The following is a 23,845-nucleotide window of genomic DNA, read 5'->3' on the forward strand; positions in this document are numbered from 1 at the left end:
GTTTCCCATGACGCAGCCGGAGCTGAGTGTCGTCGTCCCCTGTTTTAACGAAGAAGCAACCATTGCAATGGTTGCTTCCGCCGTTCTGGCGGAATGCCGGGAACGCCGTTGGCAGTTGATTGTCGTGGATGACGGCTCGACCGATCGTTCCGTCGACCGTCTCCAGCCGTTGCTGGCGCCGGACTGGCAATTGATCCGCCACGGGCGGAACCGCGGTTACGGCGCGGCGGTCAAAAGCGGCATCCGGGCGGCGGACGGCGCCTGGGTCGTCACGTTCGATGCCGACGGCCAGCACCATATCGCCGATCTGGCCAGGTTGTGGCGGCGGGCCAGGGCGGAAAAGGCCGACCTGGTGGTCGGTTCACGGCAGGGAATGCCGGAAGCTTCGGCTTGCCGGAAATTCGCCAAAGCCGTCATCCGGAAATTTGCCGGCCTGGTCGTGCCCGGCAATCCGGTTTACGACATCAATTCCGGCATGCGCCTCTGCCGGCGGGAGGCGGCGCTGGCCAAACTGGACGATTGCCCGAACGGGATGAGCTTTTGCGATATCATGGTGCTGCTGTTTGTCCGGGATGGCGGCAAGGTGCTGGAGGAGCCGATTCAAATCCGGCCGCGGCAGGGCGGCACCAGTTCGGCGTCGTTGTTGACTGCGCTGGAAACGCTTTACGAGATTGCCAATATCATCAAGCTGTTGAAGAGATGAGCCGTCGGCGTCAGCGGTACAGCCGGTATTTCTGGCTTTTTTGTTTGAACGCGGCGTTGGGTTTTTCCCATTCGGCACAAATTTCCTGATAGCTTTTGCGTTGCAGGATCAGTTCGCGGACCCGTGACGTCCCCATCGCCAGATCGAAACTATGCAAGCCCGCTTCGGTCGTCGGCCAGCGGAATTCCGAATAGTTATCCTGCAGGTAGCAGAGCATCGCCACGCCGATTGTCGATGGTTTCAACACGGTCGGATCCAGTACGTGGATCTGAACGCCGTGAACATCCTCCCCCTGATAATTGCCGGCCAGCGGGCGAAAGTGAATCGGCCGGAAGCGGACGCCGGCAAATTTCTGATCGTTCAGATAAGCCGCCATCTTATCGGCGTCGATCCACGGCGTCGCCAGCACCTGGAAGGGCAGCGTGTAACCGATGCCGATGTTGACGGAATCCATCGTGCCGATCACCCCGGTGATCGGATAACAGTAGGCCGATTGTGCCGACGGAATTTGCGGTGAGGTGGGCACCCAGGTCAACCCGGTGTCTTCCCAGCTGGTTTCCCGCGAGTAATTGCCCATCGGAATGATTTGCAGCCGGCAGTTGATTTTTTCCTCCCCTTTCAGATAACGGGCCAGCTCGCCGGCGGTCAGCGCATAGGTGTAGGGAATCGGATAGAGGCCGATGAAGGATTTGAATGATTCCTCCCGGATCGGCCCGTCGATTTGTCCCGGACCGAACGGGTTGGGCACATCCAGGATGATCATCGTCTTGTCCGCCTCGGCGGCGGCGCTCATGCATTCGGCCATGTGCCAGATATAAGTGTAAGTCCGGCTGCCGATGTCCTGGATGTAGTAAATGAGCACGTCGATATTTTTCAACGCTTCCGGCGAAGGGCGGTGGCCCTGCGGTCCGTACAGCGAATAAACCGGCAAGCCGGTCTGCGGGTCCGGCAGCAGATTGAATTCGACACCGGCCTGAAAATTGCCGCGGATACCGTGTTCCGGCGCGAACAACGCCACCAGGTTGATCCGTTTGTCGGCGTTCATGATATCGATGACCGACTGAAGATTGCGGTCGACGCCGGTCGGATTGGTGACTAACCCGACCCGTTTTCCGGCGACCAGGTGGGTATAGCTGGCCAGAAAATTTTCCAGGCTCGATTTGAATGCCGGTTGGGCGGCGGCGAAAACGCCTGCCGGAACAACCAGCGGTAAAATGACGAAAAATAGGGCCAGCAATCTACTTCGCATGCAACAATCCTTTCCGGTATGACGGGTTTTTATGAATTAAAAATACCATTGCAGTTTGCAAATCGCCAGTCTGGAACTATTTTAATTATTGTTTTTTTGAAAACAACCGGCGATACAGGCCCCATTTATCAGAAATGCTTGACACCTGTATTCTGGCAAAAAATCAAAATTGTCAACGAAAGGGATATTTCATGACAACAGCAAGTCGAGCAAAGCACAAATTCTGCCGTCGGATCGGGCAGTGCTTGTGGAATGATCCGAAGTGTCCGAGCGCCAAGCGTCCCTATCCGGCCGGCCCGCACGGCAAAGGCCGCCGCTCCAAACTGTCCACCTATGGTGAACTGTTGCTGGAAAAGCAGAAATTGCGGCTGCATTACGCGATCAGCGAGAAACAACTGCAGATTGCTTACGCCAAAGCCAAGCAGGGGGAAGGCCAGGCCCATGAGAAATTGTTCCGCAGCCTGGAGCAGCGTTTGGATGCGCTGGTGTTCCGCGCCGGTTTTGCGCCGACGATTTTCGCGGCGAAGCAGTATGTTTCCCACGGCCACATCTATGTGGACGGCAAACGGGTTGACCGTGCTTCGTACAAGGTGAAAGAAGGCTCGGTCATTTCGATCAAAGCCGACAAATCGCCGGCTGTCGCCGAAACCGCCAAGAAGAGCAATTGTGTCGTGCCGCCCTATATGGAGGTCGATCGTGAAGCTTTGACCGCCACCCTTACCCGGGTGCCGCAGGTCGAAGAAATTCCGGTCAGCGTCCAGATCATGAGCGTCATCGAGTACTATGCCCGTTAAAATTTAACGGTGCATTGTGTTTCTGAAGAATCCCCGGTTGAGTCAATCGGGGATTTTTTGTGGTTTTGCGGATCGAATTTGTCGAAAATAGCGATTTTCAGCCGATTAGAGGAACAAAAGTTGTGAAAAATCGGACAGATATATTTGCAAGAACAGAAAAATGGTATAGATTAAAACTCATGCGCTCGGAGTTCCGGTATGCTGAAGCCGATTTCCGGTGAAGGCGAGAGGTGGAGCCGAGCGGTTGGTTGAGAAAAAACTTTCCGGAAAACTTGCGAAAATGATTTGCAAGCGCCGGGAAATGGGTTAAATTAAAAACCTGTCGCCTTAATGGAGGCGGCAAACGCCAGAAACGGTGAGTTGTTTGAAAATTGAATAGTGCGATGTAACCGATCAAGAAATTTGATTGAAAAATGTAGTTCAAAATGAATACAGCAATCAAACGTTCGTAAAAGAGAAAAACATTGGGGGCTTCGGTTTCTGATGTGAAAATTTATTTACGGAGAGTTTGATCCTGGCTCAGAACGAACGCTGGCGGCATGGATTAGGCATGCAAGTCGAACGCATACCTTCGGGTATGAGTGGCGAAAGGGTGAGGAACACGTGAGTAACCTGCCCTCAAGTTGGGAATAACATCTGGAAACGGGTGCTAATACCGAATGTGGTTGTGATTTCGCATGGGATTGCAACGAAAGATTTATCGCTTGAGGATGGGCTCGCGTCCCATTAGCTAGTTGGTGAGGTAACGGCCCACCAAGGCAACGATGGGTAGCTGGTCTGAGAGGATGGTCAGCCACACTGGGACTGAGACACTGCCCAGACTCCTACGGGAGGCTGCAGTCGAGAATCTTCCGCAATGCGCGAAAGCGTGACGGAGCAATGCCGCGTGCCGGATGAAGGTCTTCGGATTGTAAACGGCTGTCACTCGGGACGAAAAACTGACGGTACCGAGGGAGGAAGCCACGGCTAACTACGTGCCAGCAGCCGCGGTAATACGTAGGTGGCGAGCGTTGTTCGGATTTATTGGGCGTAAAGGGTCCGTAGGAGGTTTGTTAAATTCGGAGTGAAATCCGGGAGCTCAACTCCCGACCTGCCCTGAAGCCTGATGGACGGGGGTGCTGGGGGGGTAAGCGGAATTCCAGGTGTAGCGGTGGAATGCGTAGATATCTGGAAGAACACCGAAAGCGAAGGCAGCTTACTGGGCAGCAACCGCCTCTGAAGGACGAAAGCGTGGGGAGCAAACAGGATTAGATGCCCTGGTAGTCCACGCCGTAAACGTTGTCAACTTGATGTGGGAGGATTTAGTCCCTTCCGTATCGAAGCAAACGCGTTAAGTTGACCGCCTGGGGACTACGGCCGCAAGGCTAAAACTCAAAGGAATTGACGGGGGCCCGCACAAGCGGTGGAGCATGTGGCTTAATTCGAGGCAACGCGAAGAACCTTACCTGGGCTTGAAATATACCTGACGGATTGTGAAAGCATTCTTCCCTTCGGGGCGGGTATACAGGTGCTGCATGGCTGTCGTCAGCTCGTGCCGTGAGGTGTTCGGTTAAGTCCGGCAACGAGCGCAACCCGTGTCATCATTTACCAACAGGTTAAGCTGGGGACTCTGATGAGACTGCCTGTGTTAAGCAGGAGGAAGGCGCGGATGATGTCAAGTCAGTATGGCCCTTATGTCCAGGGCTGCACACGTGCTACAATGGCCGGTACAATGAGAAGCAAACTCGCGAGGGGGAGCGAATCTACAAAACCGGTCTTAGTTCAGATTGCAGTCTGCAACTCGACTGCATGAAGTTGGAATCGCTAGTAAAGGCGTATCAGCTACGACGCCTTGAATACGTTCCCGGGCCTTGTACACACCGCCCGTCACATCATGGGAGTTGATTGCACCCGAAATCGTTGACTCAACCTGCAAAGGAGAGAGGCGCCTAAGGTGTGGTTAATGACTGGGATGAAGTCGTAACAAGGTAGCCGTAGGGGAACCTGCGGCTGGATCACCTCCTTTCTAAGGAGCAATCATTGGCGAGTCCGGTAAATCACCGGGCGTTTGAGCCGAATGATAAGGCTAAACGTATGACGCAAGTCATATGGATCCGGTAAAACGGATCGAGAAAAGAAGTTACATCGCACTATTCAGTTTTCAGACGTTGCGCGGCAGCGCAGGGTTGGTTAAAAAAAAGATGGTAGTTCTGGAAGAAATTCCAGGGATGAAGATTGGAATTGAAAGTTTTTCATTCTGTTCGCCGGAAACGATTTCCATTCAAAACGGAGCTCGAATTGCGTAGCAAGTCGAGCGTATAGAAGTTTTTGAAAAGGAAGAAGGGGTTCGGGGAAGAGGGGAAAAGCTTTTTTCAAAAAGTTTTCCTCTCTTCCCCGTTTCCCCATGCAGAATTGGGGCTGTAGCTCAGTTGGCTAGAGCACCTGCCTTGCACGCAGGGGGTCAAGGGTTCAAGTCCCTTTAGCTCCACCATAAAAAGATTTACCAGAGAAGCCGGGAAGCTCGGCGACGGGCGTATAGCTCAGTTGGTTAGAGCGCGTCCCTGATAAGGACGAGGTCCTTGGTTCAAATCCAAGTACGCCCACCATAACTCCTCTGGTTCAGGCAGCGAAAGCTGCCGGTTGTTTGACAATTGAAGAAGAGTCTTGAAGAAAAGCCGCAAAAAATATGTATTAACAACTTAGTCGAGAACAAGAAATTGTTTTTCTTGGTGGTTAAGCTACTAAGGGCACATGAAGGATGCCTTGGCACTGGCAGGCGATGAAGGACGTGGTAAGCTGCGAAAAGCTTCGGTGAGCCGCACTCAGGCTGTGACCCGAAGATGTCCGAATGGGGCAACCCGGCTGGAGTAATGTCCAGTCATCGGCAACTGAATAAATAGGTTGTCGAAGCGATACTCAGGGAAGTGAAACATCTCAGTACCTGAAGGAAAAGAAATCAACCGAGATTGCGCAAGTAGTGGCGAGCGAACGCGCAATAGCCTAAACCGAGAAGTTTACTTTTCGGGGTTGCGGGACTCCGTCTGGAGAGAACGATGGTTAGCAGAAGGAACTGGAAAGTTCCGCCATAGAGGGTGAAAGCCCCGTAAGCGAAAATGATCGAGTATCCAGGAGTATCCCAAGTAGGTCGAAACACGTGAAACTTTGACTGAATCCGGGGGGACCACCCTCCAAGGCTAAATACTAGCCAGTGACCGATAGCGAATAGTACCGTGAGGGAAAGGTGAAAAAGCACCCCTGTTAGGGGAGTGAAAAGTTCCTGAAATCATGTGTCTACAAAGTGTGGGAGCGCAAGCGACCGCATGCCTTTTGCATAATGAGCCTGCGACTTACTCTAACGAGCGAGGTTAAGTTAAGAACGGAGCCGAAGCGAAAGCGAGTGTGAATAGCGCGACTAGTTCGTTGGAGTAGACCCGAAGCTGGGTGATCTATCCATGGCCAGGTTGAACCTCCGGTAACACGGAGTGGAGGACCGAACCAGTTCATGTTGAAAAATGTTTGGATGAGCTGTGGATAGGGGTGAAAGGCCAATCAAACCCAGTGATAGCTGGTTCTCTTCGAAATATCTTTAGGGATAGCCTTGCGCAATAATTTACGGGGGTAGATCACTGACTGTTCGCGGGCCCTTACCGGGGTACCAACAACTATCAAAATCCGAATACCGTAAATCGTACCGCAGGAGTCAGACAGTGGGGGATAAGCTTCATTGTCGAAAGGGAGACAGCCCAGACCGCCGGTTAAGGTCCCAAATTTAAGCTTAGTGGTTGAAGGATGTGGAGTTGCATAAACAGCCAGGATGTTGGCTTAGAGGCAGCCATCATTTAAAGAGTGCGTAATAGCTCACTGGTCGAGTGATTCTGCGCCGAAGATGATCGGGACTGAAGCTTAAAACCGAAGCCGCGGATTGTAACAATTGTTACAGTGGTAGAAGAGCGTTGTATATGGGTAGAAGCCGATGAGAGATCGGAGGTGGACTTTATACAAGTGACCATGCAGGCATGAGTAGCGAAAAACCGGATGAGAATTCCGGTCACCGAAAACCTAAGGATTCCTGGGGAAGGTTCGTCCGCCCAGGGTTAGTCGGACCCTAAGGCGAGGCCGAAAGGCGTAGTCGATGGACAACAGGTTAATATTCCTGTACTATCTGATCGTAGTGATGGAGCGACGCAGTATGCTAGATGAGCCAACGATTGAAAGTGTTGGTCGAAGCCATTAAGGCGTGATACAGTCAAATGCGTATCACATATGCCCCAGAGGTGTAAGGTAGTTGGAACGCAAGTTTCGACGAATTTATCGATGCTACGCTGACGAGAAAAACTTCTAAGCGTTTGATGATCAGGTATCCGTACCGTAAACCGACACAGGTAGGTGAGGCGAGAAGCCTAAGGTGCGCGAGAGAAACCACGTTAAGGAACTCGGCAAATTGACCCCGTAACTTCGGAATAAGGGGTGCCGTCATGGTGTAGGGACTTGCTCCCCAAGCCTGCGACGGTTGCAACAAAGAGGCTGGTGCGACTGTTTAACAAAAACACAGCTCTCTGCTAACTCGTAAGAGGATGTATAGGGAGTGACACGTGACCAATGCCAAAAGGTCAAGGGGAGAGGTTAGCGCAAGCGAAGCTTCAAACTGAAGCCCTGGTGAATGTCGGCCGTAACTATAACGGTCCTAAGGTAGCGAAATTCCTTGTCGGGTAAGTTCCGACCTGCACGAATCGTGTAACGATGCCAGCACTGTCTCAACGTGGATCTCGGCGAAGTTGTAATTCCGGTGAAAATGCCGGATACCTGCGGAAGGACGGAAAGACCCCATGAACCTTTACTGTAATCTGATATTGGTATTTGGTTATGATTGTGTAGCATAGGTGGGAGGCTGTGAAGCCGCTACGCCAGTACCGGTGGAGCCACAGGTGAAATACCACCCTGTTGTAATTGAATATCTAACCCCGAACCGTGAAGCCGGTCAGGGAACAGTGTCAGAGGGTCAGTTTGACTGGGGCGGTTTCCTCCTAAATCATAACGGAGGAGCCCGAAGGTACACTCAACACGGTTGGCAATCGTGTGCAGAGCGTAAGGGTAGAAGTGTGCTTTACTGTAAGACCGACAGGTCGAACAGTTGCGAAAGCAGGGCCTAGTGATCCAGCGATGGAATGTGGAATCGTCGTTGCTTAACGGATAAAAGGTACTCTGGGGATAACAGGCTGATAGCGGCCAAGCGTCCATAGCGACGCCGCTGTTTGGCACCTCGATGTCGACTCATCACATCCTGGGGCTGTAGAAGGTCCCAAGGGTTCGGCTGTTCGCCGATTAAAGTGGTACGCGAGTTGGGTTCAGAACGTCGTAAGACAGTTCGGTCCTTATCCTCCGCAGGCGCAGGATATTTGACGGGAGCATTCCTTAGTACGAGAGGACCGGGAATGACTAACCTCTGGTGTTCCGATTGTCGCGTCAGCGGCACTGTCGGGTAGCTATGTTGGGAACGGATAAGCGCTGAAAGCATCTAAGCGCCAAGCCCGCCCGAAGACAAGATATCCCTTCTTTTAGACTGAAGGCAGGTTGAAGACTACAACCTCGATAGGCTGCAGGTGTAAGCTCAGCAATGAGTTCAGCTTAGCAGTACTAATCAGCCGTGAGGCTTAACCACCTTTTTCTTCATCGTTTCCCTTTCAAAAAAAAGGGGAGCTATGCCGAAAAAGTTGCAAGACTCAGTTGTTTATATGAGTTGCTCGCTTCATTCAGACTCTTCTTAAATTGATTTTTTATTCCGGCGCCCATAGCGAAGTTGAAACACACGTTCCCTTCCCGAACACGGTAGTTAAGGGCTTCTGCGGCGATGGTACTGCACATACGAGTGTGGGAGAGTAGCACGACGCCGGATCTTTATCTTACCCCCTTTGGCATTACGGTCGCACCCGGCATGCATAAGGGGGTCTTTTCGTTTCGACATTCCAAAAAAAACTGGACGCCACACGACGCTCGGCTAGTAAAACCGAATGGAGACTTTCTTTTTCCCCCAAGTGGCGATATCTTATAGGAAAAATTGAAACGTTTGGATAGTGAATGAATACGGTCGATACGATTTCCGCAATTGCTACCGGGATTGGCGGGGCCATCGCCGTCGTGCGCATTGCCGGACCGGAGGCGCTGGCGGTCGGTTGCCGGGTCTGGAGCGGCCGGGTGACGCCCGGGCCGGGACATGCCCGGAAAATGCTGTTGGGCGCCCTGGTGACTGCCGGGAGCGCCGGAGAGCCGGTCTTGCTGGTTTACATGCCGGGCCCGAACAGCTATACCGGCGATGATGTGGTCGAATTGCATTGCCACGGCGGGGCGCGCGCGGCGAAACGCGCCTGGGATTGTACGCTGGCGGCCGGCTGCCGCGCCGCGGAGCCGGGGGAATTCACCTTCCGGGCTTTTCTCAACGGCAAACTGGATTTGACCCAGGCGGAGGCGGTCTGTGATTTGATCAATGCCCATAGCGATACGGCGCTGCATCTGGCGGAACGCCAGTTGGCCGGCGCTTTGAGCCGGCAGATCGGGGCGGTCCGGCGGGAGTTGGTCGATTTATTGGCGGAATGCGAATCCCGGTTGGATTTCCCGGAGGAGGAACTGGACTGGCGTTCGCCGGAGGAGTGCAGCATTCGGTTGCAGGAGATGCGTGCGAACCTGCAACGCCTTTGTGACGGTGGCCGATCCGGCCGTATTCTGCGCGATGGCGTCCGGGTGGTGCTGGCCGGCAAGCCCAATGCCGGCAAATCCAGCCTGCTGAATTTGTTGCTCGGACAGGACCGGGCGATTGTAACCGATATTCCGGGGACCACCCGCGATACGCTGGAAGAACAGGTGGTGCTGCGCAATATTCCGGTGCGTCTGACCGATACCGCCGGCATTCGCGAGACGGTCGATCCGATCGAAAAATTCGGCGTCGACCGTTCCCGCCAGTCCTTGGAGCAGGCGCAGATCGTTTTCTGGCTGCTTGATGCCGCCGACGCCGACCCGCAGCAGGAGCTGGCGGAATTGACGCGGCAGGTCGGCCGGATGAGCCGGGTAATCGCCGTCTGGAACAAGATCGATTTGGTGCCGGAGCGGGAGCTGCCCGGGGCCGGGGTGCCGACGGTGCGGATTTCCGTTACCGCCGGCCGTAACATCGCTGCGCTGCTCGACGCTTTTGAAGAGCTGGTCTGGCAGGGAAGGCACGACGAAGAACCGGAGGTGGCGGTCAATGCCCGCCAACAGCATCTGCTGGAGAATGCCGTCGCCCTGCTGCCGGAAGCGGTCCGGGAGTTGGAGCGGGGCTGCTGGGAATTGGCCGGTGTCCAATTGCGTGCGGTCATCGATGAATTGGGCGCGGTGACCGGGGAGCAGGCCGACCCGGATATTCTGGAAAATATCTTCAGCCGTTTTTGTATCGGCAAGTGAGTAAAAATTTCACAGGAATGGGCATATGCGTCGAAAAATCGGTTTGATTTTGTGTGTGCTGCTGATTTTGCTCGGGGCGCTGGCACTTTTTTTCAAAACCAGCGAAGCGATGAATTTGAGCGGCAACAATCTCGGTGTCGCCATTCCGCAATACCAGCACCAGTTGGTGCGCGAACAGGAGCTGCTGCAGGATTTGCAGAGCAACGTTCAGTCCCAGGCGGAGCTGCTCAGAAGTTATTGCCGGGAGGTGGAGAACAAGATCGACTATCTGCAATTCAAAATCGATACTTATTCCAACGCCGACGTGTTGGATATCACGCTGATCGGCCAGCAGGTCTACGATTTGAAAGAGGAATTCGACGCGACCCGTTCGCTGCTGGCGATTTTGAACAGCGAACTGCTGTCGATGGCGAGCCGGGCCGCCAATTTGACGACGGTATTGGAAACTTTCGGCAACCGGCAACTGTCGCCGGAACGGGAAAGCATCCGGCTGGATTGTCTGGCGCAGTTGAACCGCTTCAAACTTGAGATTGCCGACAGCCGGAAACTGTTGACGGAATTCGAAGCGCTTACCAAACCGATTTCCCTGCGTCTGGACGCCTTGTTCGAGACGAGCGAAAAAAATCGGCTCCGGGCGATCAATGAAGTGTTTTCCACGCCGCAGGAAGGGTTTTTCAGCACATTGCCCTACACGATCATGACGATGAAATTCTGGCTGCTGTCGCTGCCGGAATTGGTGCCGACGCTGGTGCCGACCAGCTATGAGTTCTGGAGTTATTTCGTGCTGCTGGCGCTGCTGGTCAATTTGCCGATGCTGCTGCTGGGCCGGCGGTACGTCTATCCGTGGCTGCTGCAGCAGACTCCGTTTCCGGACAAATACCGGAAGTTGCGCGCTTTTGCCGTTGGCTGGTTTTTGCTCGGCGCTTCGCTGTCGTTTGCATTGGCCAGGAATTTGCTCGGCAATGCGACCGGCGCGCCGTTTCAGCAGGTCAGCGTGTTGCTCGGCTCGCTGGCGCTGCTGATTTTCGCGATGGCCTTCCGCATCGACCGCGAAGCGATGCGCCGCTGTTACCGGCTTTATTTTCCGGTATTCCTGGGCAACACGTTCGCCATCTTATTGTATATTCTGCTGATTCCCTACCGGCCGCTGGTGTTGGTCTTGCCGCCTTTGTGCCTGGCGGTCATGCTCTGGACGGCGATCAAATTGTGCCGCAACTCGTTTCCGCTGCTGGATACGGTGATCGGCTGGCTGACCATCGTCGTCAACGGCATCGCCGGTTATCTGGCCGTCATCGGACTGCCTTACATCGGTTTTACGATGATTTTGCTGTGGTTCACGATCATCGCCCAGTTCCTGACCGGTATTGCCGCCACGGAAATGGTCATCCGGGTCCGGCATGCCCATCTGGAGCGGAAATTTCTGAACAATGCCCTGTCCCACCTGGGGTTGCCGCTCCTGTGGCTCTCTTTGTTTTACAATATCATTTCGATGGTAACCACCACCTATCATTTGCAGGACTGGGTGCAGAACTATCTGGAACGCGATTTGCCGCTGCCGCCGGATGTCTGCCGTTTCAGTTTCCAGGAACTGGTGATCGCCGTCATCGCGGTTTTCGTCGTACGCTTTCTGATTTCCTTCTGCAAGCAGCTGGTGCGCAATATCTATAAGGAAGCGGCCGATTTCGGCGTCGTGCCTTCTTTCGTCACCTTGGGAACTTATCTGGCTTGGGCGTTTTATGTGTTGTTCGTCATGCTGTTGATCCGGATCAACTATTCCAGCATCCTGGTGGTGCTCGGCGGCTTGAGCATGGGAATCGGTTTCGCGATGAAAGAGGTGCTGGAAAATTTCATCAGCGGCATCATCCTGCTGGTCGGGCAGCAGGTGCGGCCCGGCGATGTCATCGAATTCGACGGTATTTTCGGCAAGATCAAAACGGTGAGCTTCCGGGCCACCGTGGTGGAAACCTGGGACGGCTCGGTCATCACGCTGCCGAATACCCGGGTGTTGTCCAAGGATTTCCGCAACTGGACCCGCAACAATACTTTGATGCGCCGCGATATCGTCATCGGCGTCAGCTACGATTCCGACCTCAAGCAGGTGCGGGATATCCTACTGGAAGCGGCAGGCGAAATCAAAATGATTCAGCCGTATCCGGCGCCGGAAGTGCTGTGCAGCGAGTTCGCCGCCAGCAGCGTCAATTTCACCGTCCGCGTCTGGCTGCCGGCGCTGCTGTGCACCGAGGTCTGTTCCCAATACCGGGAAAAGGTCTTTGCGTTGTTTCGGGAACGGGGCGTTTCCATCCCGTTTGATCAACTGGACGTCAATCTCAATTTGCCTGGCGGCCAAAGTCAGAGTATATTGACCGGAAACTAAAGGAGAATCATATTTATGCAGCATCTCAACATTCCGCCGGCCGATCATGTCAAGGTTCTGAACGGCCAGGGGTGGGTCGGCCTGATCGATCACCTCGGCAACGAAGCGACGATCGTCAATGCCGCGCGCGTTTCTTTCGGCAAATTGAAGCAGGAGATGGAAGAGCGTGACGTCACGCTGCTCCACTACCTGATCGCCAACAAACACACCAGTCCGCTGGAACATGTCGTCTTCACCTTCAGCATCCACTGCCCGCTGTTCGTTCGCGGCCAGTGGCATCGCCACCGGACCTGGAGCTACAACGAAATTTCCCGGCGCTATACTGAAATCGACCTGGAATTCTATACCCCTCCGACCCTTCGCCGTCAGGCCGAAGTCAACCGTCAGGCATCCGTCAATGATCCGTCATTTGACGACGGCGCTCTGATTGAGCAGATTCGCCGCCACAACCAGACCAGTTTGGCGCTTTATGAAAAACTGCTGACTGCCGGCGTCTGCCGCGAACAGGCCCGCGGCGTGCTGCCGCAAAATATGATGGTCACTTTCTGGGGAACGGTCGATTTGAGCAATTTGCTGCATTTCCTGGAATTGCGCGACAGCGAACATGCCCAATGGGAAATCCGGGAATATGCCGTCGCCATCAAACGGTTGATCAAACCGATCGTCCCGAATGTCGCCGCTTATTTTGGCTGGTAAGCCGGCGTTCAACTGAGCGGCACCGCATCGGAAACCGGCTGCTGGCCGGGATACTCGCGGCTCAGGCGCTGTTCGTCGCCGGCTTCCAGCGACCAGCCCAGCGCCGCCAGGTTGGCCTGCTGGTGCTCCCGGCTGCGCATGGTCGAAATGGTGACGACATTGGGCTGCCGCACCAGCCAGTTCAAGGCGATCTGGGCCGGCGTTTTGCCGTATCGGGCCGCCAGTTCGGTCAACAGCGGCGCGGCCGCGCCGCTCAACATTCCTTTCTGCAGCGGCCGCCAGGCAATCAGCATGACATCCTGCTGGCGGCAGTAGTCGGTCAGCCCGGATACTTCGGCTTCCCGGACCGTCAGATTGTAATGAACCTGATTGGCCACCAACGGGTGGGAAGAGAGTTGCTGGGCCCGCTTGAGGCGGGTAACCGCAAAATTGCTGACGCCGATGTGTTTCACCAGTCCGTCGTCGATCAGCCTGTTCAGTGCCCGGATGGTGTCGGACAGCGGCATTTCCGGCGCGACCTGGTGGATCAGGTAAAGATCCAGATAGTCGGTTTCAAGCCGCCGCAGCGATGCTTCCGCTGCTTTTAAAACGGCATCGTAAGCCAGATGGGTTTTCCACACTTTCGAGGTGAGGAAAAGTTCTTCGCGCCGAAATCCCTGAATGGCCCGTCCGACGAGTTTTTCGGCGAAACCGGCCGCATACATTTCCGCCGTGTCGATGTGCCGGTAGCCCGATTCCAGCCCGGCGCGCAACGACGCCTCCGCCGCTTCCCCGCCGTCATGGCAATCGCGGCTTTCCCCGCCGCCCAGCATCCAGGTGCCCAGGCCGAGCACCGGCATCGAAAAACCGTTCTTCAGCGTTTTCCAGGGAATTGTCATCTTCAATTCCTTTCCGTTGTTTCGTCGATCATTCCGGCCGGTGGCCCGGAAGCCTGATTCAGGATGATTTCATGCGTATGGCTGCTGCGGCTGGTTTTCAACAACTCCTCCCGGGCGGCCAGGCGGTGCAGTCGCTTCAATTCATGCCGCATAATGAAGAAAGCGATGACGAAAGCCAGCGTGTCGCTGACCGGGCCGGACAGAATGACGCCGTTGTAGGCGAAGAATTGCGGCAGCAGGAATGTCAGCGGCAACTGCAGCAGGAGCTGCCGGAGCATGGCGATCAACAGGGCGACCGGCGCCCGGCCGATGCTCTGGAAATATTGTGACACCAGGATCGTTCCGCAGCCGAGCGGCATCAGCAGCAGAAACCGGCGCATCGAGTAAACGCCGATTTTCAGCAGTTCCGGGTCCTGATTCTGGTCGGTGAACAGCCGGATCACCAGTTCGGCGAATATCTGGACGAAAATATAGGGGCCGATGGCGAAGATTGCCGAAAGCCCGATGGATTTATAGAAGGTTTCCAACACCCGCTTGTATTTTCCCGCTCCGGTGTTGTAGCCGATGATCGGCTGCATACCCATGCAGATGCCGAACAGCGGGGTGAAGAGGAACTGATTGACGGTCAGGATGATGCCGAATGCCGCCATCGCCAGTTCTCCGCCGTAGGTGACCAGCATCCGGTTCTGGACCGCCCAGATGACGCTGCCGGCGACATTGATGGCGAACGGCGAACAGCCGTTGTACAAAACCAGGTAAAGCCGTTTCCAGCCGAAAAATTGAATGTATTTCCATTTTAGGCTGACGACGCTGCGGCCGCTCCAGAAGAAATACATGACCCAGAGTGCAGAAACGCCCTGCGAGATGACCGTCGCCGTCGCCGCGCCGGACATTCCCCAGTTGAAATGCCAGACGAAGAAATAGTCCAGCACCACGTTCAGGCCGGCGCCGATCAACTGCGTCATCATCGCCAGTCCGGAAAAGCCTTCCGCCCGGATCAGGTTGTTTTGAAACCCCAGCATGATGAACAGCGTGCCCAGCAGTGAAATCGACAGGTAGCTTCTGCCGTAGCTGAGGACCGCGTCGGTGGCGCCGAAAAAGTAGAGCAGATCGTCCAGAAAAAGCAGGCCGCCGACGGTGATCAGCAGTGAGGCGCTCAAAAAAAGCGCCATGCTCAAGCCGAATAATTTCTGCGCTTCTCCGTATTTGCGCGCTCCGAGGGCGATCGAGTAGAGCACGGAGCTGCCGCGCCCGATCAAAATGGCGATGGCGAAAATGATCATCGAAATCGGCATCGTCGCATTCATCGCCGCCAGACCCAGCGAGCCGACTGCCTGGCCGACGAAAATGCGGTTGAAAATCAAATATAAATTGCTGATCAGCAGGCCGGCCAGCGACGGCAGCGCCAGATTCAGCAGCAGCGGGGTGATCGGCTCCCGCCCCAGCCGTTCGGTTTTATTGGGCATGGTCTTTCATCGTTTGAAATTTATTAATGAATTTCGAATTATAATATAGCATTGATAATTCGGATTACTTTAATGTTGGTTCACATTTCGATAAAAATTTATCGAAACAGGCGGCCGGGAATCGATGAATTTGTCGGAAGTGTGTTTGTATGTCCCTGGTAACATGGCTATATTTAAGCTCAAACTTTTCATTTGTCCAAATTCGGAGGGAAGAATGACCGATTGCATGTTGTTACCGCGCCCGACGGAGTTTCAGGCATTGGCGGAGAACTGGGAACCCGCCGGCGGGTCGAAAATTATCGCGCCGGCGGAACTGGAGCCGGAAGCCGCGCTGCTGGCGGAATATTTGTCCGCCGCCACCGGCCGGGAATGGCGGATCGATTCCGGAAAGGCGGCGGCCGGCGATGTGATTCTGGAAGCCGCCGACCTCGTAGCCGCGGCAAATTGGCCGTCGGAACATTATCGGCTGCGGGTGGCTGCCGACGGCATCCGTTTGACCGGCGATACGCCGCAGGCGGTCGCCCGCGGCGTGCAGGTTTTGCGTCAGATGTTGATGGACAGTTCCGAAGGCCGACTGCCGGGCTGCGCCATCGATGACAAACCGCTCTGTCGCTGGCGGGGCATGCATTTCGATGTTTCCCGTCATTTTTTCACGGTCTCGGAAGTATGCCGGCTGCTTGATTTGATGGCGCTGCATCGCCTGAACGTGCTGCACTGGCATTTGACCGACGACCAGGGCTGGCGGCTGGAGATCAAACGGTATCCCCGCCTGACTGAAGTCGGCTCCAGGCGGGCTTATACGCTGCGCGGCAGTTTTTATGCCCGTCCGCGCCGGTACGACGATACGCCGCATGGCGGTTTCTACACGCAGGAGGAGATTCGCACTGTCCTTGAATACGCTGCCCGCCGCCGCATCCTCGTCGTCCCGGCGATCGATATGCCGGGCCATATGCAGGCGGCGGTCGCCGCTTATCCGGAATTGGGCAACTACCCGGAGCGGCGGCATGAAGTGCGCTGCATCTGGGGCATCAGCAGCCATATTCTGTTCCCGGGCGAGGAGACCATTGCTTTCATCGAAAATGTGCTGCAGGAAGTGATGGAGCTTTTCCCGTCGCCTTATATCCACCTGGGCGCCGACGAAGCGGCCAAAGCGGAATGGGAGGAGTGCCGCCGGGTTCAGGAGCGGATGGCCGAATTGGGTCTGCGCAGCGAGAGTGAGCTGCAGAGCTATTTCATTCGGCGGATCAAGAATTTCGTCTGCCGGCACGGCCGGCGGATCATCGGCTGGGACGAGGTGCTCGAAGGCGGCATTTCACCGGAAGAGGTGATCGTCAGTTGGCGTAATCCGGAGTGCGGCGAAGAGGCGATGGCGCGGGGATTTGAAACGATCGTCTGCAATGCTTACTACGCTTATCTGGATTATTGCCAGGGCAACCCGGAAACCGAGCCGCTGAACATCGGCGGTGATCTGCCGCTGGAGAAAGCGTATCAGTTGGAAGTGTTTCCGGCCGGTGCGACGCCGGAGATGACGGAAAAAATCCTCGGCGGCCAGGGGCAGCTCTGGACCGAATATATCGCCGACCAGGATCAGTTGGATTATATGGCTTTTCCGCGCGGCTGCGCGTTGGCGGAGCGGCTGTGGACGCCGGCGGTTCATTGTCGCTGGGAAGAGTTTCAGACGCGTTTGCGGCATCATCTGGGCCGGCTGGATCGTCTCGGCGTGAAATACCGGCCGCTGGATTGATGGCCGGGTGCGTCTGTTGCCGCGAAAAATCCCGGAAAATGACGGATTTTTCCGTCATTTTCCGGGATTCAAGTTCAAAGCAGGCCGTCAAAACGGTCCCTGGTAGAGATGCAACGGGATTTCCACCGCTCCGGATTTGCCGTGCAAGCCGAGCTGCAGGCGGTAGCGGCCGCCGGGCAGATGCCGCAGCTCGAACTGCAGTTTGCTTTTGCCGGGCGGCAACGGCAGCGTTTCGGCGGCGACCGGCTGGCCGGCGGCATCCAGCAGCGTTGCCGTCAGCGGCGACCGGGCCAATTCCAGCTCTCCGACGCAGGGTTGGATGGTCAATTCGGCACTTTCGGCGGAGACCATCGTCAGAGCATCCGGAGTTACCGCCAGGGCGGTCGGCGCCGGATTGATGATCACCGGAACGGCGGCAATCTGTCGATCGCCGGCCAGGAGTGCCACTCGCCAGTTTTGAACGGCGGTGATCGTCTCCGGCACCTGGAACGGCAGCGCGATGTCCGGTTGCGCCGGATCGAACGGCTGGGAAGCGACCTGATTGTTGGCCGGATCGAACAGAGCCAGAGTCAAATTCTCCTCCGTTTCGGGTGTTTTCAGTTCGATTGTGCCGGCCAGCCGGTTGCGGCCCGGATAGAAGCCGGAGTTGAGCCGGAATTCCGCCGCGCCGTCCGCGGCCGGACCGGCGAAAGCCAGTTGACCGTCGGCCAGTCCGAAACTGTCTTCGAATTGCGCCCAGGAACTCAGTTCGTTGCGCGTGTGGAACGCACGGCAGACGTTGAATTGCCACAGCGTTCCCTTTGATGGCGGTTCCGACAGACCGAAATCCGTCCATGGAATGAAGATTTCCATACCGACGCCGCCGCTCGGGTTCAACGGGGCGGCGGTAACGACCCGCGTGCCCGATTTCTGTACCTGACCGTCGCGCAACATCACCCGTTTGCCGCTGACCGAGACGATCAGATGATAAATGGGTTTGCTTTTATCCGAACGGAAAAAAAATTCAAAGTTATTTTCCGACCACAGATTCGGATCGTCGTCGTCCAGGGAACAATTCTTCTGGTCGACATGGTTGCCGCCGGCCCAGAGGTAGAGTCCCCGGTCGTCATAGGCGACTGCGCAGTTGGCGCCGCTCGGCGGTTCCATTCGCTGAAACTCTTCTTCCGACGAGGCCAACGCCCGCATCTGGGCTTCCTTTGCCTTGCTCCAGCGGAAACGGTCGGTTTGATTTTCCCGGCGCTGCCAGATGTTTTCCTGCCGCCTGCCGTCCAGGTTGATCGCCTGATCCATTTCAACGGCTTGAAGCAGGCGGCCGCCGGGATCGACATTCTGATGCAACGGCGTCAGGCGGCAGGTTAACTGCGGCTTGGCCGCCGGAGGATTGGTCGTCCAGATTGCCGGCTCCCCCAGCGCAAGCCGGGCTTGATTGATCGCTTCAACACATTGCCAGCGATAGCGGTCCAGCACCTGATCGGTCAAGCCGGTTGCCGTGGTGGCGTATTCGATGGAATTTACCGGCCGGGTGGTGAACAGTTCATCATACAGTTTCTGCAGTTCGGCGGCAACCGGCAAGCCGGCCGCCCGGCAGCGGGCCAGGTAGCGTTCCAGCTCCCGGAAGTAAAAGAGATCGCTCAGCCCTTCCGCCGTACGCTCAATGCCAATGGAGGGCGACAGGCCGTCGGCGCCGATCACCGTCTCAATCCACGGTCCGCCGGTTTGCCAGGCGTCCGCCCATTGGTGGTAGGCGGTCGCGCCGATCCGAATCAGATAAATGGCGAAATTTCGATTCCAGCCGCCGTTGTAGTACCAGATATGCGCCTGATCGCGGCGGGCATTTTCCAACCCTTCTTCGGTCCAGTTGTTGTAGGAACGGATTCGCAGATGGTCGCGGGCGCCGCGGTCGATCGAATCGAACGCATAACCGATCGCGTTGTCGATCAGGAAAGTGTCCTCATCGCCGACCACGGCGCGCAGCGTCGGATTGAAGGCCTCATAACCGATGGTTTTGATGGTTGGATAACCGATTTCCTCTTCCGCGCAGTAGATGAAACGCGGCCAGTCGTGTTCGCGGTGCTGCCGGACCAGTTCGTGCAGGAAGGCGGCGAAAATCTTTTTGCTCGATTCCGGATAATCCTTTTCGCCGGTATGACCGATATTGAGCCCGTCCGGGCCGTAAATGCCGAGATCGCCATCCACTTGCTCGACGCCGAGCGCATTCAGTTTGCGGGCTGCCGCGTAGGCGTACCAGCTGATATTGCGCACATCGACGCCGAGCGGTCCGGTCATCCGGTATTTGGTCATCAAATCGGCGATCCGTTCCAGAAAAGGCAGTTTCAGGCGCGGTTGATTGTCCACCCAGGCCATTTCCCCGTAAAGGTGGAACAGCACCGGACTGTTGAAACCGCGGCTTTTCAAATAGCGGATGTAGAGCTCCAGATTTTCCGCCGTCCACCATTCCGGCGCCATGTTTTTGAATTCGCCGCGATCCGGACCGTAAAAGTCGCCGGGAATATACATGCCCCAGGCTCCTTCCGGAGTCTGGTAATCCCAATCCAGCACCGCCAGCTCCACCGGGACCGGCGCCGTCCGCCCGTCCGCCGTGACGGTGAATTCCCCACGGTACAGGCCGGATTGCGCCGCTTCCGGAACGTACAAGTTGACCAGGATAAACAAAGTATCGCCAGTTTTCAGCCGCCACGGCTGGTCGGCGGTCAGAAAAATCATCCGGCTGTCTTCCCAACGGTCCCGGTCGCCGTAATGTCCCGCCCGCTGGAAGAAGAAATTCTCGGCCGTGATTTCCCGGCCGTTTCCGTTGCGAAGCGTGCCGGCTTGTACATTTACCTGGTCGAAATCCTCCAGCCCGCGCAGAACCAGAAAACAGCGGCGCAATTCCCCTTTGGCCTGAAAGGAACGGATCGAGGGCGCTTCCGGTGGTTCCGGCCAGTCGAAATCCGGCTGCGGCGTGGTGCTGATGCCGGTTACTCCGAGACGGAAGCCGCGTTCGGCCTCCGTCGCGTTCGGCGTCACCGGAACTGCTGCCGGCCGGCGTTCCGGCTGTCGGCCGGCCGGCCAGCTGCAATGGGTTGCCAGTGTTTGATATACTTCCGGCTCCTGGGCGCCGAGGAACAGGGTGCCGCCGCAGAGAAGCGTTGCCAATATCTTTTTCATCCGTCGAAACCTTTGTCGAATAATCAGATTCTTCAATCGTTGCTGTTGGGCGCTTGTCAATTGGTCACGCTGCCCCAGTCGCTGAGGATGTCCGTGTCGGTATTGCCGTCCACATAGAAGCCGATTTCCCGCGACCATTTATCGACATGGCCATCGACGAAGAGCACATTGGAAACCCGGCCGTTGCCGTGACGGCGGACATAACCGGCATCCGGCTGGGCGGTATTGTTGGTCATCACCGGAACCCCGTCTCCCTCGAACAGGTAACCGCGTTCGGACGGCTTGGTCACCCGGGTCAGCGGCACTCCGGCCGCAGTCAGGTTGCCGGACGGATCGACTTCCCCGCAGATATAATAGTTGATCGCATAACTGAGACCGTAATAATCGGTGCGGCCGGTTCCGCCGACAAAGGTCGGGCAGTAAAATGGCGTCTGTTGAATCTGCGGATCGGTAAAACTCAATTGCGGCACGCCGAGGGTCGGCGCCAATTCATAGTAATAATAGGCGCCGGAGTCTTTAAATTTGCCGAGCGGCCCGTAGTCGTCGTTTTCATCGGCGTACATCAGGGCCGCCAGACCGATCTGTTTCAGGTTGCTGGTACATTTGATCGCCATGGCGGCGGCTTTCGCTTTGCTCAGCGCCGGCAGCAGCATGCTGGCCAATATGGCAATAATCGCGATGACGACGAGCAGTTCGATCAGTGTGAATTTTTTCTTTTGGTTCATTTTCAACAGCTCCTTTTTCTTAAGTTCAGATTATTTTTTTTTAACCGGGTAAAAACCATTATCGTTTGAGACAAGAATTGCCCAGCACCAACCGGCCCGGAATATTTTCCTGGACCAGCCATTTTCCTTCCTGTTCGCCCCGCTTGGCGTTGTGGCAGACCACTTCGACGGCCCGGCGGGCAATTTCCTGGTGGCGGTTGTCAATCGAAGTGATTTCCGGCGTGATTCCCATGCTCAGCGAACCGAAATCCATGCTGAGGATGGAAAGGTCTTCCGGTATTCTCAAGCCGCGCTGCCGCAATCCTTTCATCGTCCAGATGACCGCTTCGTCGTTGCCGAGAATCAAGGCGTCCGGCCGCTGCGGCAGCAGTTCGTCGAGCAGGCGGTCGACGACCGGCAGCGCATTCAGGAACGGCAGCGGCTTGGAATAAATCAGCGTCTCGTCCGGGAGCAGGCCGAGCTCCAAATGGGCGTCCCGGTAAGCCTTCGCCCGCAGCCGGCAGTCGATTGTGTCGTAATTGGATTTGACGAAAATGATCCGGCGGTGGCCGAGTTGCAGCAGATACCGCATCGCTTCCAGAAAGTTATGGTAATAATCCGGCGAGACAAACGCATAACGGTTGTCGCTGGACGGCTGGCTGATGAACAGTGCGTCGTCGAACGGATCGAAGAGGGGCAGGACCTGGTCGCTGAATTCGTAGGAGTGGGCGAAGCAGAGCACATTCTCGATGCCGTAACCCAGAAAATCGTCGACATACTGTTTGATCGCTTCGAAGCGGTCGTGTACCATGCCGACCTGGAGACGAAGCCCCGCTTCGAAGGTCAGCCGTTCCACTTCGGCCATGATGTTCTTATAGATATGGCTGGCCTCGGTGTCGATCACCAGCCCGATGATGTCGGTGCGCCGGCTGACCAGTCGCTGGGCGAACAGATTGGGGCGATAACCCATCTCCTTGGCTGCCGCCAGAACTTTATTGCGGGTATGAGTCGAAACCCGGACCGAATTGGGACGGGGATTCAGCGCCTGCGAAACCGTCATCAAAGAGACTCCGGTCGCTTCGGCGATATCGATCAATCTGGTTCGTTTCGTTGGCATCTTCATTTTGATTTTCTTGATATAGCGTTCTTGATATAACGTTATAAGTATAGTGGATTCCGTGAAAAAAAGCAATAGGCAAACTGAAAAAAAACAAAATTTTTTTTAATAAAATCAAAATCGGTCATTTTTTTCCGGCCGGCCGGCAGCGGCGGGAGGAGATTCTGTTGTGCGAAAAAAACACTTGCGAAAACAGTCCTGCAGCCGGAATTTTAGGAAAATCGCCGGAGTGTTGATGTGATAATTACACAATAGAACTCTAAAATTCAGCAAAAAAACTGCACATATCATTTTTTTGTGTAAAAATAATTAAAATAATTTCAACACAGGTATTGACATTTTCTCTTTTTTTTGCTATACTAATAATCAAACCACGAAATATCGGGAAATTCGACAGATGGGTGTACAACTGAAAAGACGTCAGATGGCTGAACAATATGTTCTGGCCCTCTATCACTCCTTGAATCATGGCGAGGCGCTGCCGCCGATTCGAACCATGGTGGAAGAGAGCGGGCTCGGCCGCAGCCTGATTGAGAAGGCCATTCAGGATCTGGTTCAGCGCGGTTTGCTGGAAAGCCGGGAGCGTTCCGGCATCTACCGGACCATGATGGAACAGAAGGACGTGCCGATGGAACGGATCGTCGATGTGGTTGCCTGCAGCGAAATCGATTATATGAGCGATTCGCGGTCTTTTATCCCGGTGCTGGTCAGCAAGCTGGTCGCGTACGGCACCACGCTGCACTACGCGATGCGGGTGCACCGGGTCAACTATTTCGCCAGGTTGTCGGCTTACGAGCAGTTGATCGATAAGCAGAATTTGCAGAAGGCGTTCCTGCTGGTGCCGCATACGGAAGAAATCGTCCGTATTTTCCGGGACAGACAGGTCGGGAATGTCGTGCTGCTGCCGCGTTATTATCCCTCGCAGGGGCCGGCGGTGATCGATCCGCCGAATCTGGTCGAACGGCAATTGAAATATCTGATGGAACAGGGACACCGGAGAATCGCCTATATCCATGCCGTCGACCTGGGGTTTCCGTCGCTGTTCGCGCTGTTGTGGCGGGAGAGCTACTACCGGATGATGGCGGAAAACCAGTTGCCGGTATGTCCGGGCTGGGTGGTGCACCACTCTTTCGAAGAGAAAGTCATGTTCAAACGGCTGGACGGCTTGTTCTCCACCACTCCGCCGCCGACTGCGGTGGTGTGTCACGAGTCGAGTCTGGTCGCGCTGTATCACTATTGTGCGATGCGCCGGTTGCGGGTCGGTCAGGACATTTCGCTGGTCTCGACCGAAGGACTGGTGTCCGACGGTCTGTATCCCCAACCGACGGTGGTGGTGCAGAGCACGACCGCGACGGTGGAAATGGCCTGGAACTTCCTGCTCGAAGCCGGTGATCAGAAATTCAATCCGATCAATTATATCGATTTGACGGTCCGGGAAGGCAGTTCGGTGATAAAGAAACCTAAAAAGGAAGACGCCAGAGTTTTCGCTGAAGTTTTCAGTTGAAGTTGAACCGATAAAAAACCTTAAAAAAAAGGAGATGG

13 protein-coding genes, 2 tRNA genes and 3 rRNA genes are annotated in these 23,845 nt (G+C 55.5%); 12 read left to right on the forward strand and 6 right to left on the reverse strand.

Going from position 1 to position 23,845, the window contains the following annotated elements:
- Positions 1–7: 7 nt before the first annotated feature.
- Positions 8–703 (forward strand): glycosyltransferase family 2 protein, encoded by a 696-nt coding sequence (locus HWX74_RS07225; RefSeq protein WP_176012904.1) that lies wholly within the window; start codon positions 8–10, stop codon positions 701–703.
- A gap of 10 nt (positions 704–713) precedes the next feature.
- On the opposite strand, the gene HWX74_RS07230 is transcribed toward HWX74_RS07225, so the two are convergent.
- Complete coding sequence (locus HWX74_RS07230; protein WP_176012905.1) at positions 714–1,952, reverse strand: exo-beta-N-acetylmuramidase NamZ domain-containing protein; 1,239 nt, start codon at positions 1,950–1,952, stop codon at positions 714–716.
- Between the two features lie 191 nt (positions 1,953–2,143).
- Here HWX74_RS07230 and rpsD point away from each other — a divergent pair, with 191 nt between their 5' ends.
- The 9 genes from rpsD (at position 2,144) to thyX (ending at position 13,226) form a co-directional block, all read left to right on the forward strand.
- Positions 2,144–2,746, forward strand: coding sequence for a 30S ribosomal protein S4 (gene rpsD / locus HWX74_RS07235; RefSeq protein ID WP_176012906.1), 603 nt, complete (start codon positions 2,144–2,146; stop codon positions 2,744–2,746).
- 496 nt (positions 2,747–3,242) lie between these two features.
- A 16S ribosomal RNA gene (locus tag HWX74_RS07240) occupies positions 3,243–4,751 on the forward strand.
- 388 nt (positions 4,752–5,139) lie between these two features.
- A tRNA-Ala gene (locus tag HWX74_RS07245) sits at positions 5,140–5,216 on the forward strand.
- A 38-nt stretch (positions 5,217–5,254) separates the two neighbouring features.
- A tRNA-Ile gene (locus tag HWX74_RS07250) sits at positions 5,255–5,331 on the forward strand.
- Between the two features lie 125 nt (positions 5,332–5,456).
- A 23S ribosomal RNA gene (locus tag HWX74_RS07255) occupies positions 5,457–8,384 on the forward strand.
- A gap of 119 nt (positions 8,385–8,503) precedes the next feature.
- A 5S ribosomal RNA gene (rrf, locus tag HWX74_RS07260) occupies positions 8,504–8,618 on the forward strand.
- Together the 16S, 23S and 5S rRNA genes with 2 tRNA genes alongside form the textbook arrangement of a ribosomal RNA operon.
- Before the next feature lie 182 nt (positions 8,619–8,800).
- The gene (mnmE, locus tag HWX74_RS07265) at positions 8,801–10,156 is read left to right on the forward strand and encodes a tRNA uridine-5-carboxymethylaminomethyl(34) synthesis GTPase MnmE (protein ID WP_176012907.1); all 1,356 of its coding nucleotides are present in this window, start codon (positions 8,801–8,803) and stop codon (positions 10,154–10,156) included.
- Between the two features lie 25 nt (positions 10,157–10,181).
- Positions 10,182–12,530: a mechanosensitive ion channel family protein gene (locus tag HWX74_RS07270; protein ID WP_176012908.1), complete on the forward strand. Its 2,349-nt coding sequence runs from the start codon at positions 10,182–10,184 to the stop codon at positions 12,528–12,530.
- A 15-nt stretch (positions 12,531–12,545) separates the two neighbouring features.
- On the forward strand, positions 12,546–13,226 hold the full coding sequence (gene thyX / locus HWX74_RS07275; RefSeq protein WP_176012909.1) for an FAD-dependent thymidylate synthase: 681 nt from the start codon (positions 12,546–12,548) through the stop codon (positions 13,224–13,226).
- Between the two features lie 8 nt (positions 13,227–13,234).
- Here the strand turns inward: thyX and HWX74_RS07280 are convergent, their stop codons facing one another.
- Complete coding sequence (locus tag HWX74_RS07280) at positions 13,235–14,104, reverse strand: aldo/keto reductase (protein ID WP_176012910.1); 870 nt, start codon at positions 14,102–14,104, stop codon at positions 13,235–13,237.
- A 2-nt stretch (positions 14,105–14,106) separates the two neighbouring features.
- Complete coding sequence (locus tag HWX74_RS07285; protein ID WP_176012911.1) at positions 14,107–15,570, reverse strand: MATE family efflux transporter; 1,464 nt, start codon at positions 15,568–15,570, stop codon at positions 14,107–14,109.
- 214 nt (positions 15,571–15,784) lie between these two features.
- Between HWX74_RS07285 and HWX74_RS07290 the strand changes: the two genes are divergently transcribed.
- Positions 15,785–17,314 carry a beta-N-acetylhexosaminidase gene (locus HWX74_RS07290; protein WP_176012912.1) on the forward strand — a complete coding sequence of 510 codons (1,530 nt, stop codon included), beginning with the start codon at positions 15,785–15,787 and terminating at the stop codon, positions 17,312–17,314.
- An 87-nt stretch (positions 17,315–17,401) separates the two neighbouring features.
- On the opposite strand, the gene HWX74_RS07295 is transcribed toward HWX74_RS07290, so the two are convergent.
- The 3 genes from HWX74_RS07295 to HWX74_RS07305 are packed head-to-tail and all read right to left on the reverse strand — an operon-like array spanning position 17,402 to position 22,303.
- Positions 17,402–20,482: a hypothetical protein gene (locus HWX74_RS07295; protein ID WP_176012913.1), complete on the reverse strand. Its 3,081-nt coding sequence runs from the start codon at positions 20,480–20,482 to the stop codon at positions 17,402–17,404.
- 56 nt (positions 20,483–20,538) lie between these two features.
- Positions 20,539–21,207, reverse strand: a complete 669-nt coding sequence (locus HWX74_RS20465; protein ID WP_176012914.1) for a prepilin-type N-terminal cleavage/methylation domain-containing protein — start codon at positions 21,205–21,207, stop codon at positions 20,539–20,541.
- A 58-nt stretch (positions 21,208–21,265) separates the two neighbouring features.
- Positions 21,266–22,303: a LacI family DNA-binding transcriptional regulator gene (locus tag HWX74_RS07305; RefSeq protein WP_176012915.1), complete on the reverse strand. Its 1,038-nt coding sequence runs from the start codon at positions 22,301–22,303 to the stop codon at positions 21,266–21,268.
- Between the two features lie 397 nt (positions 22,304–22,700).
- Between HWX74_RS07305 and HWX74_RS07310 the strand changes: the two genes are divergently transcribed.
- On the forward strand, positions 22,701–23,807 hold the full coding sequence (locus HWX74_RS07310) for a substrate-binding domain-containing protein (protein ID WP_176012916.1): 1,107 nt from the start codon (positions 22,701–22,703) through the stop codon (positions 23,805–23,807).
- The last annotated feature ends 38 nt before the right edge of the window (positions 23,808–23,845 follow it).

The organism is Victivallis sp. Marseille-Q1083, from assembly GCF_903645315.1.
In the GTDB taxonomy this organism is placed as follows: Bacteria; Verrucomicrobiota; Lentisphaeria; order Victivallales; family Victivallaceae; genus UMGS1518.